Source organism: Mucilaginibacter sp. P1_A3, from assembly GCF_056406855.1.
In genome coordinates, this window is sequence record NZ_JBFTZJ010000007.1 from 396,631 (window position 1) to 417,167 (window position 20,537).

The 20,537-nt window shown below is 40.8% G+C and carries 22 protein-coding genes; 13 read left to right on the plus strand and 9 right to left on the minus strand.

The window, feature by feature from the left end; all coding sequences use genetic code 11:
- Positions 1-33: 33 nt before the first annotated feature.
- Together AC1D0K_RS17145 and AC1D0K_RS17150 are read right to left on the minus strand one after the other, a co-directional pair.
- Positions 34-600, minus strand: coding sequence for a hypothetical protein (locus AC1D0K_RS17145; protein WP_477391201.1), 567 nt, complete (start codon positions 598-600; stop codon positions 34-36).
- Positions 601-727: 127 nt separating this feature from the next.
- Complete coding sequence (locus AC1D0K_RS17150; protein ID WP_477391203.1) at positions 728-925, minus strand: SHOCT domain-containing protein; 198 nt, start codon at positions 923-925, stop codon at positions 728-730.
- Positions 926-1,526: 601 nt separating this feature from the next.
- Between AC1D0K_RS17150 and AC1D0K_RS17155 the strand changes: the two genes are divergently transcribed.
- A complete protein-coding gene (locus AC1D0K_RS17155) occupies positions 1,527-1,937 on the plus strand; it encodes a helix-turn-helix domain-containing protein (protein WP_295714811.1) in 411 nt (136 codons plus the stop codon).
- Between the two features lie 83 nt (positions 1,938-2,020).
- Here AC1D0K_RS17155 and AC1D0K_RS17160 read toward each other — a convergent pair whose 3' ends face one another.
- From AC1D0K_RS17160 to AC1D0K_RS17175, 4 genes are all read right to left on the minus strand, one after another.
- Complete coding sequence (locus tag AC1D0K_RS17160; protein ID WP_477391205.1) at positions 2,021-2,815, minus strand: hypothetical protein; 795 nt, start codon at positions 2,813-2,815, stop codon at positions 2,021-2,023.
- 317 nt (positions 2,816-3,132) lie between these two features.
- The gene (locus AC1D0K_RS17165; RefSeq protein ID WP_477391207.1) at positions 3,133-3,969 is read right to left on the minus strand and encodes a glucosaminidase domain-containing protein; all 837 of its coding nucleotides are present in this window, start codon (positions 3,967-3,969) and stop codon (positions 3,133-3,135) included.
- A gap of 48 nt (positions 3,970-4,017) precedes the next feature.
- A complete protein-coding gene (locus AC1D0K_RS17170; RefSeq protein WP_477391209.1) occupies positions 4,018-4,554 on the minus strand; it encodes a glycoside hydrolase family 73 protein in 537 nt (178 codons plus the stop codon).
- 3 nt (positions 4,555-4,557) lie between these two features.
- Entirely contained in the window at positions 4,558-5,196 is a 639-nt protein-coding gene (locus tag AC1D0K_RS17175; protein WP_295714822.1) for an O-methyltransferase, read from the minus strand.
- Positions 5,197-5,403: 207 nt separating this feature from the next.
- On the opposite strand from AC1D0K_RS17175, the gene AC1D0K_RS17180 reads away from it, so the two are divergent.
- From AC1D0K_RS17180 to AC1D0K_RS17210, 7 genes are all read left to right on the plus strand, one after another.
- Positions 5,404-6,213: an alpha/beta fold hydrolase gene (locus tag AC1D0K_RS17180; protein WP_477391212.1), complete on the plus strand. Its 810-nt coding sequence runs from the start codon at positions 5,404-5,406 to the stop codon at positions 6,211-6,213.
- Between the two features lie 46 nt (positions 6,214-6,259).
- Complete coding sequence (locus AC1D0K_RS17185) at positions 6,260-6,883, plus strand: lysophospholipid acyltransferase family protein (RefSeq protein WP_477391214.1); 624 nt, start codon at positions 6,260-6,262, stop codon at positions 6,881-6,883.
- 36 nt (positions 6,884-6,919) lie between these two features.
- Positions 6,920-7,540 carry a 1-acyl-sn-glycerol-3-phosphate acyltransferase gene (locus AC1D0K_RS17190; protein ID WP_477391216.1) on the plus strand — a complete coding sequence of 207 codons (621 nt, stop codon included), beginning with the start codon at positions 6,920-6,922 and terminating at the stop codon, positions 7,538-7,540.
- 1 nt (position 7,541) lies between these two features.
- The gene (locus AC1D0K_RS17195; protein WP_477441268.1) at positions 7,542-8,630 is read left to right on the plus strand and encodes a glycosyltransferase; all 1,089 of its coding nucleotides are present in this window, start codon (positions 7,542-7,544) and stop codon (positions 8,628-8,630) included.
- Positions 8,609-9,283 (plus strand): carotenoid biosynthesis protein, encoded by a 675-nt coding sequence (locus AC1D0K_RS17200; protein ID WP_477391220.1) that lies wholly within the window; start codon positions 8,609-8,611, stop codon positions 9,281-9,283. Before AC1D0K_RS17195 ends, AC1D0K_RS17200 begins: the two co-directional genes overlap by 22 nt.
- Positions 9,284-9,397: 114 nt before the next feature.
- Positions 9,398-10,249 (plus strand): 4-hydroxy-3-methylbut-2-enyl diphosphate reductase, encoded by an 852-nt coding sequence (locus tag AC1D0K_RS17205; RefSeq protein WP_477391222.1) that lies wholly within the window; start codon positions 9,398-9,400, stop codon positions 10,247-10,249.
- 30 nt (positions 10,250-10,279) lie between these two features.
- A complete protein-coding gene (locus AC1D0K_RS17210; RefSeq protein ID WP_477391224.1) occupies positions 10,280-10,963 on the plus strand; it encodes a fatty acid desaturase in 684 nt (227 codons plus the stop codon).
- 65 nt (positions 10,964-11,028) lie between these two features.
- On the opposite strand, the gene AC1D0K_RS17215 is transcribed toward AC1D0K_RS17210, so the two are convergent.
- Positions 11,029-11,877 (minus strand): menaquinone biosynthesis family protein, encoded by an 849-nt coding sequence (locus AC1D0K_RS17215; protein ID WP_477391226.1) that lies wholly within the window; start codon positions 11,875-11,877, stop codon positions 11,029-11,031.
- 76 nt (positions 11,878-11,953) lie between these two features.
- On the minus strand, positions 11,954-12,574 hold the full coding sequence (gene mqnB, locus AC1D0K_RS17220; protein WP_477391228.1) for a futalosine hydrolase: 621 nt from the start codon (positions 12,572-12,574) through the stop codon (positions 11,954-11,956).
- A gap of 94 nt (positions 12,575-12,668) precedes the next feature.
- On the opposite strand from mqnB, the gene AC1D0K_RS17225 reads away from it, so the two are divergent.
- The 4 genes from AC1D0K_RS17225 (at position 12,669) to AC1D0K_RS17240 (ending at position 18,501) form a co-directional block, all read left to right on the plus strand.
- Positions 12,669-13,085, plus strand: coding sequence for a 6-pyruvoyl trahydropterin synthase family protein (locus AC1D0K_RS17225; RefSeq protein ID WP_295714878.1), 417 nt, complete (start codon positions 12,669-12,671; stop codon positions 13,083-13,085).
- Positions 13,086-13,094: 9 nt separating this feature from the next.
- Positions 13,095-13,733, plus strand: a complete 639-nt coding sequence (gene folE / locus AC1D0K_RS17230) for a GTP cyclohydrolase I FolE (protein ID WP_295714852.1) — start codon at positions 13,095-13,097, stop codon at positions 13,731-13,733.
- 92 nt (positions 13,734-13,825) lie between these two features.
- Complete coding sequence (fabD, locus tag AC1D0K_RS17235; RefSeq protein WP_477395700.1) at positions 13,826-14,713, plus strand: ACP S-malonyltransferase; 888 nt, start codon at positions 13,826-13,828, stop codon at positions 14,711-14,713.
- A gap of 59 nt (positions 14,714-14,772) precedes the next feature.
- On the plus strand, positions 14,773-18,501 hold the full coding sequence (locus AC1D0K_RS17240) for an ATP-binding protein (RefSeq protein WP_477395698.1): 3,729 nt from the start codon (positions 14,773-14,775) through the stop codon (positions 18,499-18,501).
- 27 nt (positions 18,502-18,528) lie between these two features.
- Here AC1D0K_RS17240 and AC1D0K_RS17245 read toward each other — a convergent pair whose 3' ends face one another.
- Positions 18,529-19,062 carry a YfiT family bacillithiol transferase gene (locus AC1D0K_RS17245; RefSeq protein ID WP_477395696.1) on the minus strand — a complete coding sequence of 178 codons (534 nt, stop codon included), beginning with the start codon at positions 19,060-19,062 and terminating at the stop codon, positions 18,529-18,531.
- 87 nt (positions 19,063-19,149) lie between these two features.
- On the opposite strand from AC1D0K_RS17245, the gene AC1D0K_RS17250 reads away from it, so the two are divergent.
- Entirely contained in the window at positions 19,150-20,487 is a 1,338-nt protein-coding gene (locus AC1D0K_RS17250; RefSeq protein WP_477395694.1) for an FAD-dependent oxidoreductase, read from the plus strand.
- The last annotated feature ends 50 nt before the right edge of the window (positions 20,488-20,537 follow it).

Below are 20,537 nucleotides of genomic sequence, written 5' to 3' on the forward strand. Positions count from 1 at the left end.
CGGCAACTGGGCCACCTCTTTTAGTTTCAAGTTTTATTCATCACCGGTAAACCGGAGATCCTTAAGTTTATTTTTTTCCGCCGATGGTGGATACCTTCGTATCTTTTCATCATATGAGATGATTTTCCCGCTTCTCATCAACACATCATCAGTATAATACAGCGAATCGGTTTTTCCCTTTTTATCGGTCCATTTTTCAACATACCAAAGTGTAACCCAGGTATCTTTCTTATCGGGGTAATAGGTGGTCATCCAGGAATCAAAGTTTTTCGAAACAGAAGTCATATCAGCCCGTATTTGAGCAAGTATGGTTAACAAACTATCTCTTTTCCCTTTAAAATAAAATTGATCACCTATAAACTCCACTGTATCAGCAAAATTTTCAAGGGCGCCCTTAACATCCCCTGCAACATACTTTTTCAGGCAATTAAGCACGATCAGGGCATTCTTCTCATCTCCCGGCTGCCAGTTGATGGAATATTTTGGTGTAAAAGGATAAATAAGCTTCGCGTTGTCGGGTTTTGTCTCATCGGTGTTTACCTTGTTTTTGCAGCCGAAAACCAAGGTGCATAAAATCATAATAAGGCTGGTTTGTTTCATAACTATCGGGTTTGTTAAAAATTAGCTTTAAGATTAAATGTAATAAGCAAAAAACAACCGCATTTAAGTGATATACAAGGCAACAACGTTTACACTCCGCTTAATAACTCCGTTAACCCAAATAACGTTAAGCCTTTTTCAGTAGCGCTTTCTTTTCCTCGTACTCCGGGATATCAATTTCTCCTTTTACCAATTTTCTTTTAAGGGTATCCAAAGGATCCTCTTTTCTGGCCCACGGGCTAAAAAATACCCGGTACAACAGGATGAACCAGAGTACCCACCAAATCCAGTGCATACCCCAAAAATAAGTTTGATAATGCCACATCTTTTTATTGTTTAATTTACTATTCGCTGATTGTTTTTACCGCTCCTTATTAGTCCATAATGACAGTGCACACCCTTTTGAAAACCCCAAATGCTGTATATAGTAATAGCCTGTTTGTCCTTTTAACAAATCGGTTATTCTGTTTAAATGGCATGGTTAATTGCGGCTGAATTAACATGTGCTCTACGTATTTTAAAGCCGGCCATAATTAAGGAGATTCCCGCAATCCGTTAGTTGTTGTTGAACACCCTCAACAGGTGCAAAATTAACCACCTATGGCTATAAGAAGAATGATATAGAACACAAAACCAGTAGATTATGAAAGTTTTTTTGTTTTCGACTAAAATTAATCTGATATTTATTGTACTTCGATTTTTAGTCTGATCAATAACTTTATTAGCATCAATCCGTTCGTTTGCAATTGGCTCAATTATTGTATTATTCGTTATATTAGGTAAATTTGTATTACCAGCGATACTCCCTCATTACCGTGAAAAATGGCGTTAAAGCCAGTAAGTAAAACAAGGGATCCATCCGCGGTTAAACAATTAACTTTTTTAAATTATGTAGCTATCTGTTTTGTACCAGTAGAATTAAGGCCATGAATATTTCTTCGATTAATGATGATGATTTAAACCTCTCCCAGCCACATCGTGGGCACATTCTGGAAAGGGTGCTTCGAAAGGAATGCATGTGTATTTCAGAAATCGCGAAAAGTTTAAACGTCAGCCGTCGTACAGTTTACAATTGGTTCGGGATGAAAAATCTCGATCTTGAAATCATCTATAAAGTCGGAATCGTTACCGGGTATGATTTTTCTGCGGATATCGCGGGGTTTGACAAAGTAAAACAGATTTTTGATGAGAAATCCATCAAAGAAAATCTTGTTATAAATGAACCTGATTCAAAGGCAGTGCACTATTGGATGGAAAAATATATTAGTTTATTAGAGAAATATAATACAGTTGTACTTAAGGATTATGGAACCCCGAGGGATAAGGAAATGCTATAATTCGTCCGTTGTATGTATCACCCGGCGTATTGATACCAAACGCCGCCATCGTTCTTTCTACAAAACCGAAGTATTGTAAGTTTCTAATTTCCACCCACCTTGGGTGTAACTAAAGGCGCCAAAGTATATGAAGTTTTTGATGAGCGCAAAAAACGGCGAAGGTTGGCTTTAATGGTGCTAATAAACTCATAATCGGTGGCGTTTTTTACCAGGTAGTAGCCGGGGCGATAGCGCTGCATAAAATCTGTAAGCTGCTGGTCTTTAAGGCGGGTTACGCTGGCAACAAAAACGCGGTTAAATCTAAAATCTATCTCTCTCTGGTGGTAATCTTTTTCAATGGTTTCGCGCAGTTTTTCGGCGTTACGGCCGCTGCGGCTAAAAGCATTATACAAAGCATCAATGCCAATGCCTGCACCCAGGCCTGGTGATACAGAAAGTAAACTCTGGCTGTATTCCGATCCGTAAATTTTGGTATAATCGCGCTTGGTGGCTTCAAACTGCTTCGCCGGTGTAAGTACCGAATCGCGGATGTACACTTCTTTCAGCATAATGGCCGATCGTTTCATATAAACCGCAAGCGCGTTGCTACTTTGCACCGTTACAGTATCACTATAATGATCAGCTTTGGTAAATACCAGCACATCGCCGGGCTGTGCCTCAATGGCAAATTCGCCTTTGAGGGTATTGTACACCGACTTGCCGCTTGTAATATTTTGTACATTTACTTTGGCAATACGATCCTTGCTCTCTTTATCAAACACAATACCCTCTACGGGCTTTTGCTGTGCAAAAACCCGTAAGGATAACGTGCATAAAAATAAGAACAACCAAATCTTCATTGTGGCGCCAAAAATAAACGATCGGCCGTATTTAGCCATATTATTTAACAACAATTAACTTTTGGAGAGCAAGGATTTTGCAACAAGGGGCTTTTAACCCAAGTTTTCTTGTTGCCCGTCATTGCGAGGGCTACCTGTAATAAGTTTGAAAACAACGCTTTTGTCATCCTGAACGCAGTGAAGGATCTATTCTCCACCATGCTTCTTCGCCCTGTACAGCTTGCAAATAGATCCTTCGTTCCTCAGGATGACAAATCATTAAAACGTCATTTCTCCTTCAGTGTCACGGGATTTTACCTCTCGCAATGACGCGTTTTTTCTTGATTCTTGTCTCTTGATTCTTAACTCTCTCTCAATTACTTCACTACTATAAGCTTTTGCCCAATATGAATATTATTATCGGGTATACTGTTTAACGCTTTTAGGTCATCAACAGTTATTCCAAAACGTTTGGAAATATTATATAGTGTATCGCCCTGTTTTACGGTATAGATCTTATCGTCGGGCTTTGTTTTGGTGAGTGTATCTGTGTTGGACTTGCCAATGCTATCATTAATCTGCGATAGCACACGGTCTTCGCGTTTTATCTTTGCTACTTCGCCCTCGGCACGATCATACTGATCAAGGTTGTATTTGACGATAAGGTTAATAAGCAGCTGGGGGTATTTGGGGTTGGTAGCATAGCCTGCAGCCTTTAACCCTTTAGCCCAGCCCTCGTAATCATTTTTATCAAGCTCAAAAAGTTTGGCGTAGTTCTTACGCTTTAAAAAGGCGGAATGGTCACGAAAGGAGTCTTCAGGATTATCATATACCCTAAAACAATCATTGGCGTTATCATCATCTTTAAAATAGCTTTTGCCCTTCCAATCGCTTGTACACTTGATACCGAAATGATTGTTGGCAAAACGGGCCAGTTCGCTGTTACCCGCGCCGGATTCAAACAAGCCCTGAGCCAATGTTATACTGGCCGGGATACCATACTGGTTCATTTCCTGTATAGCAATTGCCTTAAATTTATCAATATAATCTAAAGAAGAAAGTGATTTATAATTGGCAATAGAGGCGCTGTTTGCCTTTTGGATGTTACGGTTATTGTTACGAACATCCCGGTTTGATACCGTTGTTTTTTTACGTGCCGAGCAGGAACTAAAACATACAAGAGCAGCCAGGAGCACAAAATTTATTCTTTGCATACATTTAAACCTTATTTGAGGCAATTATTAATTTGCCAAAATAAGATTTTATTGTTTAGTTTCTGCTAATTCTTTGGGCTGATCGCTTGGGTTTTCGTCAAGGTCATGAAGATCATATTTTTTAATGATCCCTAAAACCTGCGATGCCCATTTACGGCTGCTGGCGTAACCACTGCGCTGGATACCATGCGCCCAGCCTGCATAGTCATAATGAGAAAGTGCATCTGCAAGGTGGCTAAACTGCTTACGCTCGGTCATGATGCGGGCAAAATCCTGGAACGAATCTAAAACAGAATCGTAGCGTTTGTATGAAGAATGAACTTTTTTGTTGTGTTTAATAAACACTACACTGCCTCCGCCTTTTACTCCAAACTGGTTATTAAGGTTTTGTGCAATGGTACTGTTGCCGCAGCCCGATTCATGCATAGCTACACCTAAAACGATGCTTGCGGGGATACCTGTTTCGTGCATAATGCGTATGGCATCATCTTTGAACTTCTCTATATAAGATTGTGAAGTATTCTTTTGCGCTGAAGCGGCAAGTGTTGAAATCAACAGGGTTGTAATCAGTAAGATTTTCTTCATAATTTATTTTTTTCTGATAACCAGCAGGCCGTCGCGTACAGGCAGGATCAGTTTTTCTATCCTGGTATCAACAGCTATGTGGTCATTTAGTTTGCGAATATTTTCAGTATCGGCATCTTTTTCGGCGCCATACACCTTTCCTTTCCACAAAACATTATCAATTATTATTAATCCTCCGGATCTGACTTTGTCAAAAACCAATTGAAAGTAAGTAAAATTATTCTTTTTATCAGCATCAATAAACACTAAGTCGAAAACATCCTCCTGTAAATCAGCAATAATGGCCTCTGCTTGTCCAAAATGCAGCTTTATTTTGTTTTCAACATTTGTTAGTTTAAAATGTGAATTGATGATATCCTCCATTTCGCGGTTAACCTCAATGGTATGCAGAATACCACCTTCAACCAATCCCTCGGCCAGGCAAATTGCCGAGTAACCGGTGTAGGTACCCACCTCAAGAATGCATTTTGGGGCCACCATTTTACTCAAAAAACTAAGCAGCCGGCCCTGGTAATGCCCCGACAGCATATGCGGCCTGAGCACCTTTAAATGCGTTTCGCGGTTCAGTTGCTGCAAAGCTTCCGGCTCGGGATCGCAATGGTCATCTAAGTATGCCAGAAGGGCCTGTGGTAGAATATCCATGCCGCAAAGATAGGGATTTTGTTTTTAAAGGTACTAATTGCGCCTGGCAGGGCTATTTATAAGGCTTCCGGCATTATAAATAAAACATACTAAAACCCTATTAAACAATCAATTAACGCAATAGCAAATTCAAATTCCCGTAACAGTCATTTGTATTTTATTTAACCGGCGTCCTTAATATTAAGCATAATTGTTAATATTGCCGTAATGGGTTTTTTACAACTGCCCGGCCTGGGCAAAGTGCATTTTCATGAATACGGTACCGGCCAAAAGCCCATGCTGGCCTTTCACGGCTATGGCATGACGGGTAAACAATTTCACGTACTGGAGCAGTCCATACTACCCCAGTATCGTATTTATGGGTTTGATCATTTTTTTCATGGCGAGAGCCGCCTGGATGGCTGGACGGATAAACAGATTCGTGCGGGGATGCCCAAAAGCATGGCACGCAGCTACCTGCAGCAGTGGTTCGGCATTTATGGCGAGCAGCGTATCTCTATAATGGGCTACTCCATTGGTGCCAACCTGGCATTGATATTAGTTGAGGAATACGCCCACCTGATTGATGATGTTATATTAATGGCTCCCGATGGGCTTGCGGTATACAAAGGGTTTAATTTTTTAATGCATAATCCGCTGGGAAAATACCTCTTCGGCAGGGCTACCAAAAGTAAATGGCTGGCCCCGTTTATATTAAAAACAGTTAAAAGAATAGGCGTTATTGATGATAACCTGTACCAGATAGCGTATAATGAAATTGATACCGAACAAAAACGCCTGGATACTTATTATACATTAAATTTGATTCGCCTGCTTAAACCTGATGTGGAAAAAGTGGCCGCGCTCATTAATCAGCATAAAATTAAATGTACGCTCATATTTGGCAAACATGACCACCTGTTTCCCAAATCAGCCGCGATGCCATTTATTGGAATGCTGGATGATGCCGAGGTGCATGAGCTTAAACTTGGGCACTGGTTAGTGATTAAAGCACTGGATGAATATTTAGTAAGTTAAATACAAAACAATACCGGGGCGTGTAACAACGCCTGCAAACGCAAATATGATCCCAACGCGCAAAAAGGAATTTTGGAGTGCCGTGTACATTCGTTATGTGCGCTGGTGGATAAGCCGCAATTTTAAGGAGGTGAAAATAATGCCTTTTGAGCCGCGAGCCAGTCATTCGGTACTGATGTTATGCAATCATTTTAGCTGGTGGGATGGCTTTATTGCCAACTGGACGGCTGTATACAACCTGAAACGGCGATACCATGTAATGATGCAGCAGGACCAGTTTTTACAGCGCAGCTACCTGCGTTATATTGGCGCTTACTCTATAAAAAAAGGCTCGCGCGAGTTGTTGGAGTCGCTCACTTATTCGGCCCGTTTACTTGATGATGCCAGGAACATGATTGTAATATTTCCGCAGGGCGAACTGTACAGCAATCATGAAACCCATATTCATGTAGAAAAAGGGGTTTATAAACTGATAGAGCAAATTAAAGGCCCCTGCCAGGTGGTATACCATTGCATATTGATTGATTATTTTGAAAGCCTGAAACCCCGCGCTTACATACACCAGTTTGATTGCGGCTTAGCCGGCGAGATCACCTTTGAGGAACTTAAACAACGCATTAACGATTCTCACAGGCAGGCGTTGGAAAATCAAAAAGTTATGAAACACTAATAGATATTGTTATTACATTGAGTAACTTACCCTTTCATGATCTACAATAAAAAGAACTTTTTTATTAACCGGCTGATACATTTTTATGTAAAACGAATAGTGAGCCGGCAGTTTCATGAAGTGCTTTGCGATGCCATTGAATTAGATAAAGACAAGTCCATATTGCTTATAGCAAACCATTTTAGTTTTTGGGATGGATTGATCCTATATTGTGTAAATGACAAAATACTGAAAAAGAAATACCATGTGATGGTAGAAAAGGAAACCGTACATATGCTGCACTACCTAAAATTTGCGGGGGCTTTTTCTATTACCAAAAAATCCAGGGATGTTGTTGAGTCGCTTAATTATGCCGCAAAATTATTGGATGACCCGCAAAACCTGGTACTCATCTTTCCGCAGGGTAAACTGTTTTCAAATTATGTAGATGACGTGCGGTTTGATAAAGGGGTATTCAGAATAATGCAAAAAGCACAGACAAATTTCCAACTATTGTTTGCTTCAACATTTATTCAGTACTTTAAGCATAAAAAGCCCACTGCAACCGTTTACTTAAAAAGCGATTCGCAAAAGTATACTAACGTAACCGAGCTGAAAGCGGCTTACCAGCAATATTACAGCAGCTCAAAACTGCTTCAAACCGAATTTGACATATAAAGTGACCGTAATTATATTAATCACCCTTTTCTTTATCATCCTGCGTTTTACGGTAACGCTGTTCAACTTTATATCCGATCCTAAATTGCGGCGCGTAGGCAAGCAATACAGTGATAAAGTATCCATCCTGATACCTGTTCGTAATGAGGCAGATAATATTTTAACCCTGCTCAACTCTATCCATCAGCAAGATTATCAAAATTATGAGGTTATCATTCTCGACGATGGATCAACCGATGGTACTTTTGCGGTTTGCTCCGCCTTCGTCAAAAAACATCCGGAGTTTAAAGTAATTAAGGGAGGAGAGCTACCCAACGGCTGGATAGGTAAAAACTACGCGTGCTACCAGGCAGCCCAGCAGGCCGATGGTAAATATTTGCTTTTTTTGGATGCTGATGAGCAAGTAAAACCCGGCCTTATTAACAGTGCCGTATGCCGCATGCATTTGAACAAGTTGGGCTTACTTAGCCTTTTCACCAACCAGGAAATGGTAACCATGGGCGAAAAACTGGTAGTCCCCCTGATGCATTTTATATTGCTAAACCTGCTGCCTGTAAGATTGATTTCACTGGTGAAAAATCCATCCATAGCGGCGGCCAGCGGGCAATTCATGTTATTTGACGCCATGATTTACCATCACGAGCAATGGCATAAAGCGGTTAAAGACAAAGTAGTGGAGGATGTAGAGATCATGCGGCTTATAAAGGCCAGGGCTTACAACGGCGAGGCTCTGCTGGCCAATGGAATGATAAGCTGCCGCATGTATAAAAATTATAATGAAGCGATTAACGGTTTCAGCAAGAATTTTTTAGCGGCCTTTAATTACAGCGTTATCGGCTTTTTAATTTATTTAACACTGGTTATCATTTTTCCGGTGATACTTATCATGACCTTAAATTTACCGCTGATCCTATTCATGTGGGGCCTCATTATCTTAACCCGTATTATGATTTCATTAGCATCTGGACAAAACGCGCTATATAATGTGGTGCTGCATCCCTTACAAATGATCAATATGCTGCTTATTGCCATATTATCTATCCAAAAGCATTTAACCAAAACAAACGTTTGGAAGGGACGCAGAATTTGAACAGTCATTTATCTACAGGCAGCGTAAAAACCGAACGCATCGCTATTATTATAATTGTGTTGTTTCATGTAGTGGGATTGATCGGTTTTGTCATTCCATCCTTAACGGTGTTGTTTATAAAATTAGTGCCCTGGCATTTGTTGTTGATGGCGGGTGTAATTGTTTACAGTTATAATCAGCTCAGCACAAAATTTTTATTATTTGGCCTGCTTGTTTTCACAATAGGCTTTTCGGCCGAACTCATCGGCGTACATACTGGCTTGCTGTTTGGCAACTATAGCTATGGCGAAACACTCGGCATTAAACTGTTTAATGTACCCCTGATGATCGGGGTAAATTGGTTCTTGCTTATTTTTTCAACAGGAGTACTGATGCAAAGAAGCCGTATTAAGAACATTTTTACCCGGGTTATAGTGGGGGCCCTTGTCCTTACTTTTCTTGATATGCTCATAGAGCCGGTAGCCGTTCATTTTGATTATTGGCATTGGATGGAAAATAGCATTCCACTTAAAAATTATTTCTGCTGGTTTATATTAAGTGCTGCAATGCTTTTCGTGTTCGAAAAGTTTCAATTGAAACCCCAAAGCAAAGCTGCTGCGGCATTGCTTATCATGCAGTTTGTGTTTTTTATAGTACTGGAATTGATGAACTAAAGACAGGGATGACCCTTCCCGGGTGTCGTGCAAAACAGCTACATCCTTGAGATCGTGTCAAATAATTAGCAAATGCAACAAAATCAAATAATCAACAGTTATATTTGCAACACCATGGGAACGTACAATTTACAGGTTACTATCGATCAGGACTCGGGCTTTTGCTTTGGGGTGGTTTACGCCATTGACATGGCCGAGGAAATACTGGCCGAAGACGGTTACCTGTATTGCCTGGGCGATATTGTGCATAACGATGAGGAAGTAGATCGTTTAAAAGCTCAGGGCTTAAGGATAATTGACCATAGCCAGCTCCAGGATTTGCATAACGAAAAGGTGCTTATCCGTGCGCATGGCGAGGCTCCGGATACTTACCGTACTGCTTTAGATAATAACATTACCCTCATTGATGCTTCATGCCCTGTTGTGTTAAAGCTGCAAAACCGCATAAAAACATCTTACGATTCCAATGAGAAGATCCTGATATTTGGTAAACATGGCCACGCTGAAGTAATTGGCCTTGAAGGGCAAACCAACAACGAAGCCCTGGTTTTCCAGGATATTGCCGAGCTGGATAACGTGGAACTGCCCCACAACATTACGCTTTACAGCCAAACTACCAAGAGTATGGAAAAGTTTTACAGCGTAAAGGATGAGTTGATTTCAAGGGGATATGATTTAAAGGCAAATGACACCATCTGCCGCCAGGTATCAAACCGGGATAAGGATCTGCCAAAGTTTGCAACCAGATTTGATAAGATCATATTTGTTTCGGGCAAAAAATCATCAAACGGGAAGGTTTTATATGAAGTTTGCCGCAAGCATAACCCCAATACCTATTTTATCTCATCGGCCGATGAACTGGACTCTTCTATGTTCTCGCAAAATGATACCGTTGGTATAGCCGGCGCTACATCAACCCCTATGTGGCTGATGCAAAAGGTAAAAGATGCCATTGAAAATCTTTAACAGCACGCTTTTTGCTGTTGTTTAAATCACATGCAAAAAAGTCCTTCAAATATTGGTTTATTGGTAGCAATCATCGTAATTGGTTGCTGGGTAACATCCATTACCTTATTAATGCAATGGCATTTCAGTTTTGCGAATCCGCTGGTTTACCTGCTTATTTTGGTGCAAATGCATTTGTACACCGGCTTATTCATTACCGCGCATGATGCTATGCATGGCACTATATTGCCAAATAAGGGTATTAATAACTTTATTGGCTATCTGTGTACTTTTCTATATGCATCGTTCTGGTATCCGCAGCTTTACACCAAACATCATTTACACCATAGCAACGTACACACCACGCAGGATCCCGACTATCATAACGGGGGTTTCTGGAGCTGGTATGTAACTTTCATCCGCAACTATTTGTCTATCTGGCAAATTGTGGTAATGGCTGCCTTATTCAATATTTTAAAATTGTGGATCCCGCAGGCCAACCTCTTACTATTTTGGGTGGCCCCGTCTTTATTGAGCACTTTACAGTTATTTTACTTTGGCACCTACCAGCCACATAAAGGCGAGCATAATAATAAATATTTCGCGCGCAGCCAGGCTAAAAACCATATCCTGGCCTTTTTCAGTTGTTATTTTTTTGGATACCACTATGAACACCACGATTCTCCGGGTACGCCATGGTGGATGTTATGGAAAACCCGAATCGAACAAAAGTGATCAAGGTAAATTATAGCGTTATGCTAAGCCTGTTGCCGGGCAGAAAACAGAAACGCAGTCTAAGTTTAACTTAAAAACAAAGTTTCCTTTATTGCGGGTATAAAGTTGTTTTTAAGCGCGGTATCAAAAAGTAGTTTAATGGCTTTTCTTCCTTCATCGCCCAGTTTAACAGAGTATTTGTTTACATAAAGTTCGATGTGCTTGTACATCACCTCTTCGCTCATTTCCTGGGCATGTGACCGGATAAACTCGAGGCCCGATTTTGGATTGGCAAAAGCAAACTCAACCGATTTTCGTAGCACTCTGTTCAATTTATGCTGAACATCTAATGGCAAGTTGCGGTTTGCCACAATACCACCCAAAGGAATAGCGCAGCCCGTTTGCTTTTCCCAATGATCGCCCAGGTCGATGATTTTTTTTAAACCCTTATCTTGGTAAGTAAAGCGATTTTCGTGAATAATAAGGCCGATATCTACCCTTCCCTCCAAAACAGCATTTTCAATGTCCGAAAAAACAAGCTCTATTTTGTTAGTTGCATTTGGGAAGGCATTGCCCAATAAAAAATTAGCGGTGGTGTACTTGCCAGGGATTCCGATTTTGAGGTTCGGGTTCCCGGTTTCGAGTTGCGTGAGCAATTTTTCAGGATCATCTTTACAGATCAGCATTGGCCCAACTCCAAATCCTAAGGCGCTTCCTGAATCAAGCAGCACATATTTATCGGCCACGTAGGCAAAGGCATGGTAACTTAGTTTGGTAACATCCAGTTCGCCGCGAAAAGCTTTTTGGTTAAGGGTTTCTACATCATCATAAAAAACCTCAAACTCCAAACCCTCGGTATCAATTTTATGATGAATCAGGGCGTCGAAAATAAATGTATCATTAGGGCAGGGCGAAAAACCGAGGGTTAGTTTCATGTTGTTAATGGGTTCGCGTACTATGCTGTACACTTAATGCACGCTGTATAACAAAAAGTTAAATGTAAAATCAGATCTATGAATTAATTATGGCATCAATCAGATCGATGGCAAAGGTATTCAGATTTTTTATGGCAAGACCTATCTGCCAGCTATCGCGGTTGCGTTTTTCTACATAATTTGACACAGCCCTGATTTGCATACATGGCGCATTAACCTGCCCGCAGGCGTAAAAGAAAGCAGCACCCTCCATACTTTCAAGCTGCGGATTTAAGCGGGCCTGCACTTTTTTTATAGAAAACTCATTTCCATGAACTGTATTTACAGTGATGGCCCGTACCTTTTTCAAAAAAAAATTGCTGTAAACTTCGTTAAGAGTAGTTGTAGGCTTATAAGTTATTTCGCCAAACCCCAATGTATTCATGGGTATAAATTGCTCATCATCTTCGGCACCCATTTCTGCAAAAGTATCTTCGGTAACTTCAAGCACATGGCCCGGCTCAATGTTCCTGTCAAAGCTGCCGGCAATACCCAGGTTTATAACCAAATCGTATTTTGAGTGTGCAAAATGATGGCCAAGGGCAAAAGCAGTGGGGACCATACCGGCACCGGTTACAAGCAAATCTATTTTATTACCAAAGTATTTACTAAGGGGGGCTACCTCTGGCGCCGTTGCGGCAACTACTAATATAAGCATATTGCTTTAAAATGTTTTATGAAGTTTTTTGGGTACTAATATAAAACAACTCGCCTGTTTTTGTTTTGTATATTTGCATCCACTTACTATTATGATGATACATATAACGCGCAAAGAACATTTTAATGCCGCTCACAGGATGTACCGTGAGGAATGGAGCGCTGAAAAAAACAATGAGGTATTTGGCAAATGTGCCAATCCTAACTGGCATGGTCATAACTACAACTTGTTTGTAACGGTTAAAGGCGAAGTCACGCATGCAACTGGCTATCTGATTGACCTTAAAGAGTTAAAGATTATCATTAACGAGTTTGTTATTGAAAAGCTTGATCATAAAAACATCAATAAGGATGTTGAGTTTATGGCAGGTAAAATGGCATCAACGGAGTTGCTTTGCATTGAGATATTCAATCAGCTTAAAGCGCCTATTGAAGCTTATGAGGGTGTGTTTTTACACTCGGTAAAATTATATGAAACAGAAAACAATTCGGCCGAGTACTTTGGCGGATAACTTTATAAAATGATTGACGAAAACCACATCCCCGACCGTGATGATGATATTGACGGTTATACTAAAATAGACAGGTACAATCCTCAACTGATTGAAAGCTTATCAGCCAACTACCTTAATGTTTTAAAACAGATTGGAGAAAATCCCGAACGCGACGGTTTGTTAAAAACCCCTGAGCGTATTGCCAAAGCCATGCTGTTTCTTACGCATGGTTATGATCTGGATGCGAAAACAATACTGAGCTCCGCGATGTTTAAGGAGGATTACAGCCAGATGGTTATCGTTAAGGATATTGAGGTATACTCGATGTGTGAGCACCATATGCTGCCTTTTTTTGGCAAAGCACATATAGCTTATATTCCTAACGGATATGTTGTAGGCCTGAGTAAAATACCACGCATTGTTGATGTTTTTGCCCGCAGGTTGCAGGTACAGGAACGGCTAACCAACGAGATTCGTGACTGTATCCAGGAAACACTTAATCCTTTTGGCGTAGGTGTTGTAATTGAATGCCGGCACCTGTGCATGAGTATGCGCGGGGTACAAAAGCAAAACTCAGTAACTACCACATCGGCATTTACCGGTGAGTTTTTAAAAGAAAAAACGCGCACCGAATTTTTGAATTTGATAAGCGCGAAACTGGGTTAAAAGCCCCCCGGCCCCCTAAAGGGGGAGTAGGATGGGTTAAGAAACAATAATTATAAACATAAAAATCCCCCCTTTAGGGGGTTAGGGGGCATATGAAAGCATATATTTTTCCGGGGCAGGGTGCCCAGTTTGCAGGTATGGGTAAAGATCTTTACGATCAATCAGAAAAAGCCCGTGAACTATTTGAAAAAGCCAATGAGATATTAGGTTTCCGCATTACTGATGTAATGTTTGATGGAACAGCCGAAGACCTGGTACAAACCAACGTTACCCAGCCGGCTATATTTCTACACTCGGTTATTTTAGCAACCGTTTTAGGTGACGATTTTAAACCAGAAATGGTTGCCGGCCACTCATTAGGCGAATTTTCTGCCCTGGTAGCTGCCGGTGCACTGTCATTTGAGGATGGTTTGCGCTTAGTAGCCGCCCGCGCCAATGCCATGCAAAAAGCCTGCGAGCTGCAGCCATCAACCATGGCCGCAATTTTGGGTTTGGATGATTTTATTGTTGAAGACGTTTGCCAACAAGTAAGCGATGTGGTAGTAACTGCAAATTACAACTGCCCTGGTCAACTGGTAATATCCGGTACTATTGCAGGGGTTGATGAGGCTTGCGAAAAACTGCTTGCCGCCGGCGCAAAAAGGGCTTTAAAACTTAAAGTTGGGGGTGCATTCCATTCGCCGCTAATGGAATCGGCAAGGGTTGAGCTTGAAGCCGCCATTGTTGCTACCGAAATTAAACCGCCTGTTTGCCCTATATATCAAAACATAGATGCCAAACCATATACTGATCCGGCGCTTATAAAACAAAATTTAATAGCCCAGCTTACCGGCGCCGTAAGGTGGACACAAACGGTTAAACACATGCTGGAAGATGGAGCAACCTCCTTTACCGAGGTTGGCCCAGGCAATGTATTGCAAGGCCTTGTAAAAAAAGTTGACAGGGCAGTGGTTACCGGCAGCGCCGCTTTACCACAATAATTTTTTAAAGGCACTGTATAGTGCCTTTTGTTTTTTTAATCGTTTTATCTGATAGTAATTTGACCACATCCGGAAAAATACGTTTGTTGCTTACCCTGATAGGTATTGGGTTATGGTTTGCGGCCATTGTTGTCCAAAAAACATACACGCCAATAAATAACCTGCTGCAAACCGCGCAAACACTTGAGGATAATCTGCATAAAAAAGAAGCTTATATAAATGCACAGCTAAACGACAAAGCTCGGTTTAGTAAATTTAAAACACTTACCGATAATGACCAGGATGCTCTTAATAGCATTAATGATTTTACCACTAAAAGAAGCATCTGGTTTGTAACTGCTTATAAAAACCGGTTAAGCTTTTGGAGCGGCATTAAAGTATTGCCAGATAGCTTAGGTGGGATTAAGGAGGGATATTCATTCATAAAACAACCTAACGGCGATTATGAAGCTATTAAAAAAACAGACGGTGATTTTTCTATCATCTTTTTCATTCCTGTAAAAATTAATTACACATTTACCAACCAATATCTTCAAAACACATTTGCCAGGGATCTTACTACCAGTAACAATATTGAGATTGCCAATTTTACAGATAAAGATGTTTATGAGGTACGCAGCAGTAATTATAGTTACCTTTTTTCTGTAAAGCAAAAGGCCGGCGGTGTTAATAATGCCTTTATTTATTATGAGTTATCCATCTGGATTTTAACAATCCTGACACTTTGTGTTTTGATACACAATATTTGCTGCCACGTGGCGGCAAATGGATACCCCTGGTCATCCGTAGTATTTATGGCGCTGTTTATTGTGCTGTTCCGCTATGTGAACTTACATTATCACCTGCCCGATTTTAATGGAATGCTTAAGGTATTCGATCCTAAGCTCTATCATTCGGGCGTTTTATATCCCTCTCTGGGCGATCTTTGCATCAATATATTATGTGTGTTTTGGTTTGTTGCTTTTGTGTATTTGCAACGGCGCAGGCTGTTCACCTTTGCATATGGCAATATTGCCGGCTATATTACGGTAACAGGCTGTATATTATTGCTCATTGCCGTTTCCACTTCTTTATTGAGGTTGTTTTATGACATTGTTGTTAACTCAGACATTAGCTTTAATGTAAACAATGTGCTCAGCCTTTCCTCATTCAGCGTACTGGGGGTTGTAATGCTCTGCTTTAGTTTCCTCATTTTTTATCTTATTGATGAGGTGGTGCTTTTTCTTTGCCTTAAACTAAATGTGCCAAGAGCGCATCAGCTGTTCCTGCTGGTAATAAGCATTATCATTACTACTGTTGTTTTTGCTTTTTATTATGAGTTTACTTTGTTTTACGTGTTATGGATGCTTTTGGTCATTATCAGGGCCTATGGTTTTATATATCAGCATAGTAAGCTTACCACCAGTTCGTTTTTGGTTGTTATCTTAGTATGCGCGCTTATTTCGGCCATAAAGCTTAATCATTTTGAGCGTGTTAAAGAAGAAAGTGTACGTAAGGGATTGATAAGTAAACTGGAGGAGCCGGATGACCGCTCGGCAGAAAGCTCTTTTAAACGAGTGGAAGGAAGGATTGTTACTGACACCGCTATCATACGCTACTTTAAAGAGAATGTACATAATATAGAGTACCTTAAAACACGTTTTCAAAAACTTTATTTTGATGGCTACTTATCAAAATACGGGCTTAAAGTACATGAATATGATGCAGTAGATCAGCCAATATCCGACGATAATTTTTCGCTGAATGTGTTTAAGGACCAGGTTGTTTATAGTTCATTTAAAGTATCATCTTATTTTTACCGCATCACCGAATCGTTCGGGTTTCAGAGTTACTTTGCTATACTGCCTATTAGCTATAACCACAAGAAATTGGGCACATTGGTAGTTGAGTTTAAATCAAAGCCGCTGCAGTCATTAGGAGCCTTTCCCGAACTATTGATTGATGATAATTTCAGAAGTGAAGATGAGCTTAAAGATTATTCATACGCTTACTATATTGACAATAAGCTGCAAAGCCAAAAGGGAAGCTATGTTTACTCCCTTAATAATACCGATTTTAACGGTACGCTTAAAAAGTATACTGTAAAGACAACTAAGAACAATAATCCTGAATGGTACAATACCTTTACCAAGTATGAGCACCTGGTATATAAACCCAGCAAGCGTAATTTAATAGTAGTGAGTAAAGAGGTAAACCCATTATATGATGGAGTAACCTCCATTACCTTCTTTTTTATGGCGCTGCTGATATTTAGCGCCTTCATCATAATTGCAAGAGGGGCCTGGGTACGAATCAGGATATTGAGCATCAAGGATGATAAGATCCGCTGGAATTTCAGGATGAATTTTGATAAGGTGCTCTATAAAACCCGCATCCAGTTTGTGATGATATTTTCGGTGGTTGTTACGCTTATAGTGGTTGGCTTTATCACTTTTATATCCATTAGTAACCAATACCACAATCAGCAGGACAGGCAGATACGCGATAAAATAACCCGCATTACGGAGGCATTTCAAACAGGCGCCCTAAATAAATATATTTATAATGTAAATGAAAAAAGCCAGGTAGATTTCAATGATCTGGCCAAAACCTATTCAACCGATCTTATTTTATTTGATACCAATGGTGTACCGCTGGTAACCACACAGCCCAAAATTTATGAATACGGCCTGGTAGCAAAAAAAATGAATTCAAGGGCTTATATCTTTTTAAGCAAATTGCAAAAAACCGAATTTGTGAATGAGGAACGAATAGGCGAGCTGAGCTATAAGGCGGCGTACGCCCCTGTGATGACCTCCGGCAATAAAACCATTGCCTATGTGCAATTGCCTTATTTCTCTAACGAGGCCGACTACAAAGAGAGGATCAGTTCGTTACTTAATGTAATGATCAATGTATATGCATTGGTTTTTATCGCTATTGGTTTGTTTGCCATTATAATTGCCAGGCAAATAACCGCGCCTTTAAGCTTTATACAGGACACCCTGAGCAAAACCATCTACGGCAAAAAAAACGAGCCTATAAAATGGCAGCGGAATGACGAGATTGGAGCCTTGGTTAAGGAGTATAATAAAATGATATCGGCCCTGGAAAACAGCGCCAACAGGCTGGCCCAATCTGAACGGGAAAGTGCATGGCGCGAAATGGCCAAGCAGGTGGCGCATGAAATTAAAAACCCGCTAACGCCGCTAAAACTGGGCTTGCAACTGCTGGATAAATCATGGAGGGATAAAGACCCTAAATTTGATCAAAAATTTGAGCGCTTTAGCAAATCATTTGTTGAGCAGATAGAAAGCCTGTCGTCAATAGCATCTGAGTTTTCGGCGTTTGCTAAAATGCCCGATACCCGCATTGAGCCTACCAATATTTTTGATATGCTAAACCAGGCCGTTACCATTTTTAAACAAATGGATAATATCCACATTTCATTTCAACCTCCCGAAACCCCCTTTATCATCAATGCCGATCGTGATCAACTGCTGCGGTGTTTTAATAACCTGTTAAAAAACGCCATTGAGGCCACGCCACCGGATAGAAAAGGGTTGATAGATATTAATTACCTGGTAACCAGCAAAAATGTATTACTTACCATAAAGGATAATGGTAATGGCATCCCCGAAAACATGCGAGAAAAAATATTCGAGCCCAACTTTACCACTAAAAGTTCGGGCACGGGCTTAGGACTGGCCTTCGTAAAAAACTCTATTGAAAATGCCAATGGCAAGGTGTGGTTTGAAACTACGATGAATATCGGCACCTCATTTTACCTTAGCTTTCCATCTGCATAAACTTAAAGCTTAAAGGCATTTTTTCCTTTAAGCTTTAACAAATTTCTTCACCGTTTCGGTAACATGTGCCAAATGATGGTTACTGTGCCATGCGTATAGCGCCAATCCCTTTTTAAGCGAAACGGTATCACCCGAGGCTGGGTGTACAAAAGAGCGTTCCCATTCATTTTCGGTAAAGCTTTCAAACAATGCAACCATATGAATATGTATCCCCTCAAGCATTTTTAATGACGACTCAACAGGCAGTCGATAATCTGGCAACAATGCCCAGTCTGCCTCTTCATAGGGTTTTATAACCGGGTTGTTTTCGGTAAGGGCCAGTTTAAAACGGGTAATAGAATTCATGTGACTATCGGCCAGGTGATGGATCACTTGTCTCAACGTCCAGCCGCCGGTGCGGTATGGGGTATCCAATTCCTGGTAATTTAGGCCGGCTATAGCATGGCGCAATTTGCCGGGCAATGTGCGTAGGTCATCAATCCATTCGCGAATGTTATCGTCTGTGTATGATGCCGGGGGAGCGAATTTCCCTATCGGGTATTTCATCTGTTCGTCTGTCATGGGCTTAAAAAAAATTAAATTAGCTATAATTTTATAGTACCACAAGCTTTTAGTATAAATTGCGTTTTGTACGTGTTATTTATACCGATGATAAAAAAGCTCCTTTTAGTACTATTACTATTAAAATGTTCATTTACATACGCGCAAACCATTAAAACCGATATTTTGGTAATAGGGGGCGGCCCAAGTGGTACAGCAGCAGCCATCCAGGGTGCTCGAAGCAAAATAAAAACATTGCTTATTGAACAAGGCCCTCAATTGTGCCCTTCATTAACTTCGGCAAGTATGCTCACTATTGTCCCCGGAAAAGATCTGCCATCAGGTATATGGGGCGAATTTCGTAAAAGAGTTATAGCGTTTTACAAAACCACACCCGGATATGATACCACCTATAATGCCCCCCTCCGCTTTGAGCCATATACTGGTGCTGCTATTCTTAAAAAAATAACAGACACCGTAAAAAATCTCAGCGTAAAGTTAAACGCCCCCGTTACCAGCATCAAAAAAGATGGAGATGGCTGGCAGGCAACTATCAGCCAGGATGGAAAATCGCAGTTGATAAAAGCCAAAATAATTATTGATGCCACTAAAGATGGCATAGCTACCCAAAAATTCAATCCAGACTTTAAAGCTTTTGATTTTTTTTCAGGAAATGATGGGTCAACAGCGTGCCGCACCAGCATAGCAACGGGAAACGGCTTCGCTGGAGAGCGGGGCGATTCCGTTCTACCCGAAAAGAATTACCCGCAATCGCCTGCTTACTGCATCCCGCTTGGTGCTATAGTTGCAAAAGGTGTTGACAATTTACTAATAACCGCTAAGCTTATACCCGAAGATGATATACAATACCTGCCCAATTACCTTACGCTGGGCCAGGGCGCGGGTACAGCAGCAGCCTTTTGCGCGTTCTTTAAAACAACAACTAAAAACTTAAATGTACGCGCGGTACAGGGAGAATTACTTGATTTTAAAGGATACCTGGTACCCTTTGCCGATATCAAACAAAGCGATCCCTATTTCAGATCTATCCAACAGATTGGAGCAACCGGTTTGTTAAAAGGAATACAAAAAGGAACCGGCAATACCTTGCAGGTGCTTTTCTTGCCCGATTCTGCCGTTCATACTGCCGAAATTGAGCCCGTTTTAAATGACATCTACTCACGTACCTTTTTATGGTTTAACAGGGAAAAACCAGCCGAAAAATTCACCGTTGGCAACCTGCTTTCGCTCATTAGCGAAATAACCCTCACTGATCCCAAAACATTGCAGATCAGCATGACAAAGACCTGGAAAACCCAATATAAATTCAACTCGGATTTTGACATGAACCGCCCGGTAACGCGACGGGAGTTTGCTGTACTGGTAAATAAATTCTTGAACCCCTTTGCACGAACGGTGGATATGGCTGGAAGATTGGTAAATTAGGTTTTGTATTATCGATTTGGTGTTCCATCGAAACGGGTGGAACAGTGCGG

Excerpts from the sequence above, each read along its gene's own strand:
- AC1D0K_RS17190 (WP_477391216.1), top strand. The coding sequence starts at position 6,920 with ATGATCTACAATAAAAAGAACTTTTTTATTAACCGGCTGATACATTTT.
- AC1D0K_RS17225 (WP_295714878.1), top strand. The coding sequence starts at position 12,669 with ATGATACATATAACGCGCAAAGAACATTTTAATGCCGCTCACAGGATG.
- AC1D0K_RS17180 (WP_477391212.1), top strand. The coding sequence starts at position 5,404 with ATGGGTTTTTTACAACTGCCCGGCCTGGGCAAAGTGCATTTTCATGAA.
- AC1D0K_RS17185 (WP_477391214.1), top strand. The coding sequence starts at position 6,260 with ATGATCCCAACGCGCAAAAAGGAATTTTGGAGTGCCGTGTACATTCGT.
- AC1D0K_RS17210 (WP_477391224.1), top strand. The coding sequence starts at position 10,280 with ATGCAAAAAAGTCCTTCAAATATTGGTTTATTGGTAGCAATCATCGTA.
- AC1D0K_RS17165 (WP_477391207.1), bottom strand. The coding sequence starts at position 3,969 with ATGCAAAGAATAAATTTTGTGCTCCTGGCTGCTCTTGTATGTTTTAGT.
- AC1D0K_RS17160 (WP_477391205.1), bottom strand. The coding sequence starts at position 2,815 with ATGGCTAAATACGGCCGATCGTTTATTTTTGGCGCCACAATGAAGATT.
- AC1D0K_RS17205 (WP_477391222.1), top strand. The coding sequence starts at position 9,398 with ATGGGAACGTACAATTTACAGGTTACTATCGATCAGGACTCGGGCTTT.
- AC1D0K_RS17175 (WP_295714822.1), bottom strand. The coding sequence starts at position 5,196 with ATGGATATTCTACCACAGGCCCTTCTGGCATACTTAGATGACCATTGC.
- AC1D0K_RS17215 (WP_477391226.1), bottom strand. The coding sequence starts at position 11,877 with ATGAAACTAACCCTCGGTTTTTCGCCCTGCCCTAATGATACATTTATT.
- fabD (WP_477395700.1), top strand. The coding sequence starts at position 13,826 with ATGAAAGCATATATTTTTCCGGGGCAGGGTGCCCAGTTTGCAGGTATG.
- AC1D0K_RS17245 (WP_477395696.1), bottom strand. The coding sequence starts at position 19,062 with ATGACAGACGAACAGATGAAATACCCGATAGGGAAATTCGCTCCCCCG.
- folE (WP_295714852.1), top strand. The coding sequence starts at position 13,095 with ATGATTGACGAAAACCACATCCCCGACCGTGATGATGATATTGACGGT.
- AC1D0K_RS17250 (WP_477395694.1), top strand. The coding sequence starts at position 19,150 with ATGATAAAAAAGCTCCTTTTAGTACTATTACTATTAAAATGTTCATTT.
- AC1D0K_RS17155 (WP_295714811.1), top strand. The coding sequence starts at position 1,527 with ATGAATATTTCTTCGATTAATGATGATGATTTAAACCTCTCCCAGCCA.
- AC1D0K_RS17150 (WP_477391203.1), bottom strand. The coding sequence starts at position 925 with ATGTGGCATTATCAAACTTATTTTTGGGGTATGCACTGGATTTGGTGG.
- AC1D0K_RS17170 (WP_477391209.1), bottom strand. The coding sequence starts at position 4,554 with ATGAAGAAAATCTTACTGATTACAACCCTGTTGATTTCAACACTTGCC.
- mqnB (WP_477391228.1), bottom strand. The coding sequence starts at position 12,574 with ATGCTTATATTAGTAGTTGCCGCAACGGCGCCAGAGGTAGCCCCCCTT.
- AC1D0K_RS17145 (WP_477391201.1), bottom strand. The coding sequence starts at position 600 with ATGAAACAAACCAGCCTTATTATGATTTTATGCACCTTGGTTTTCGGC.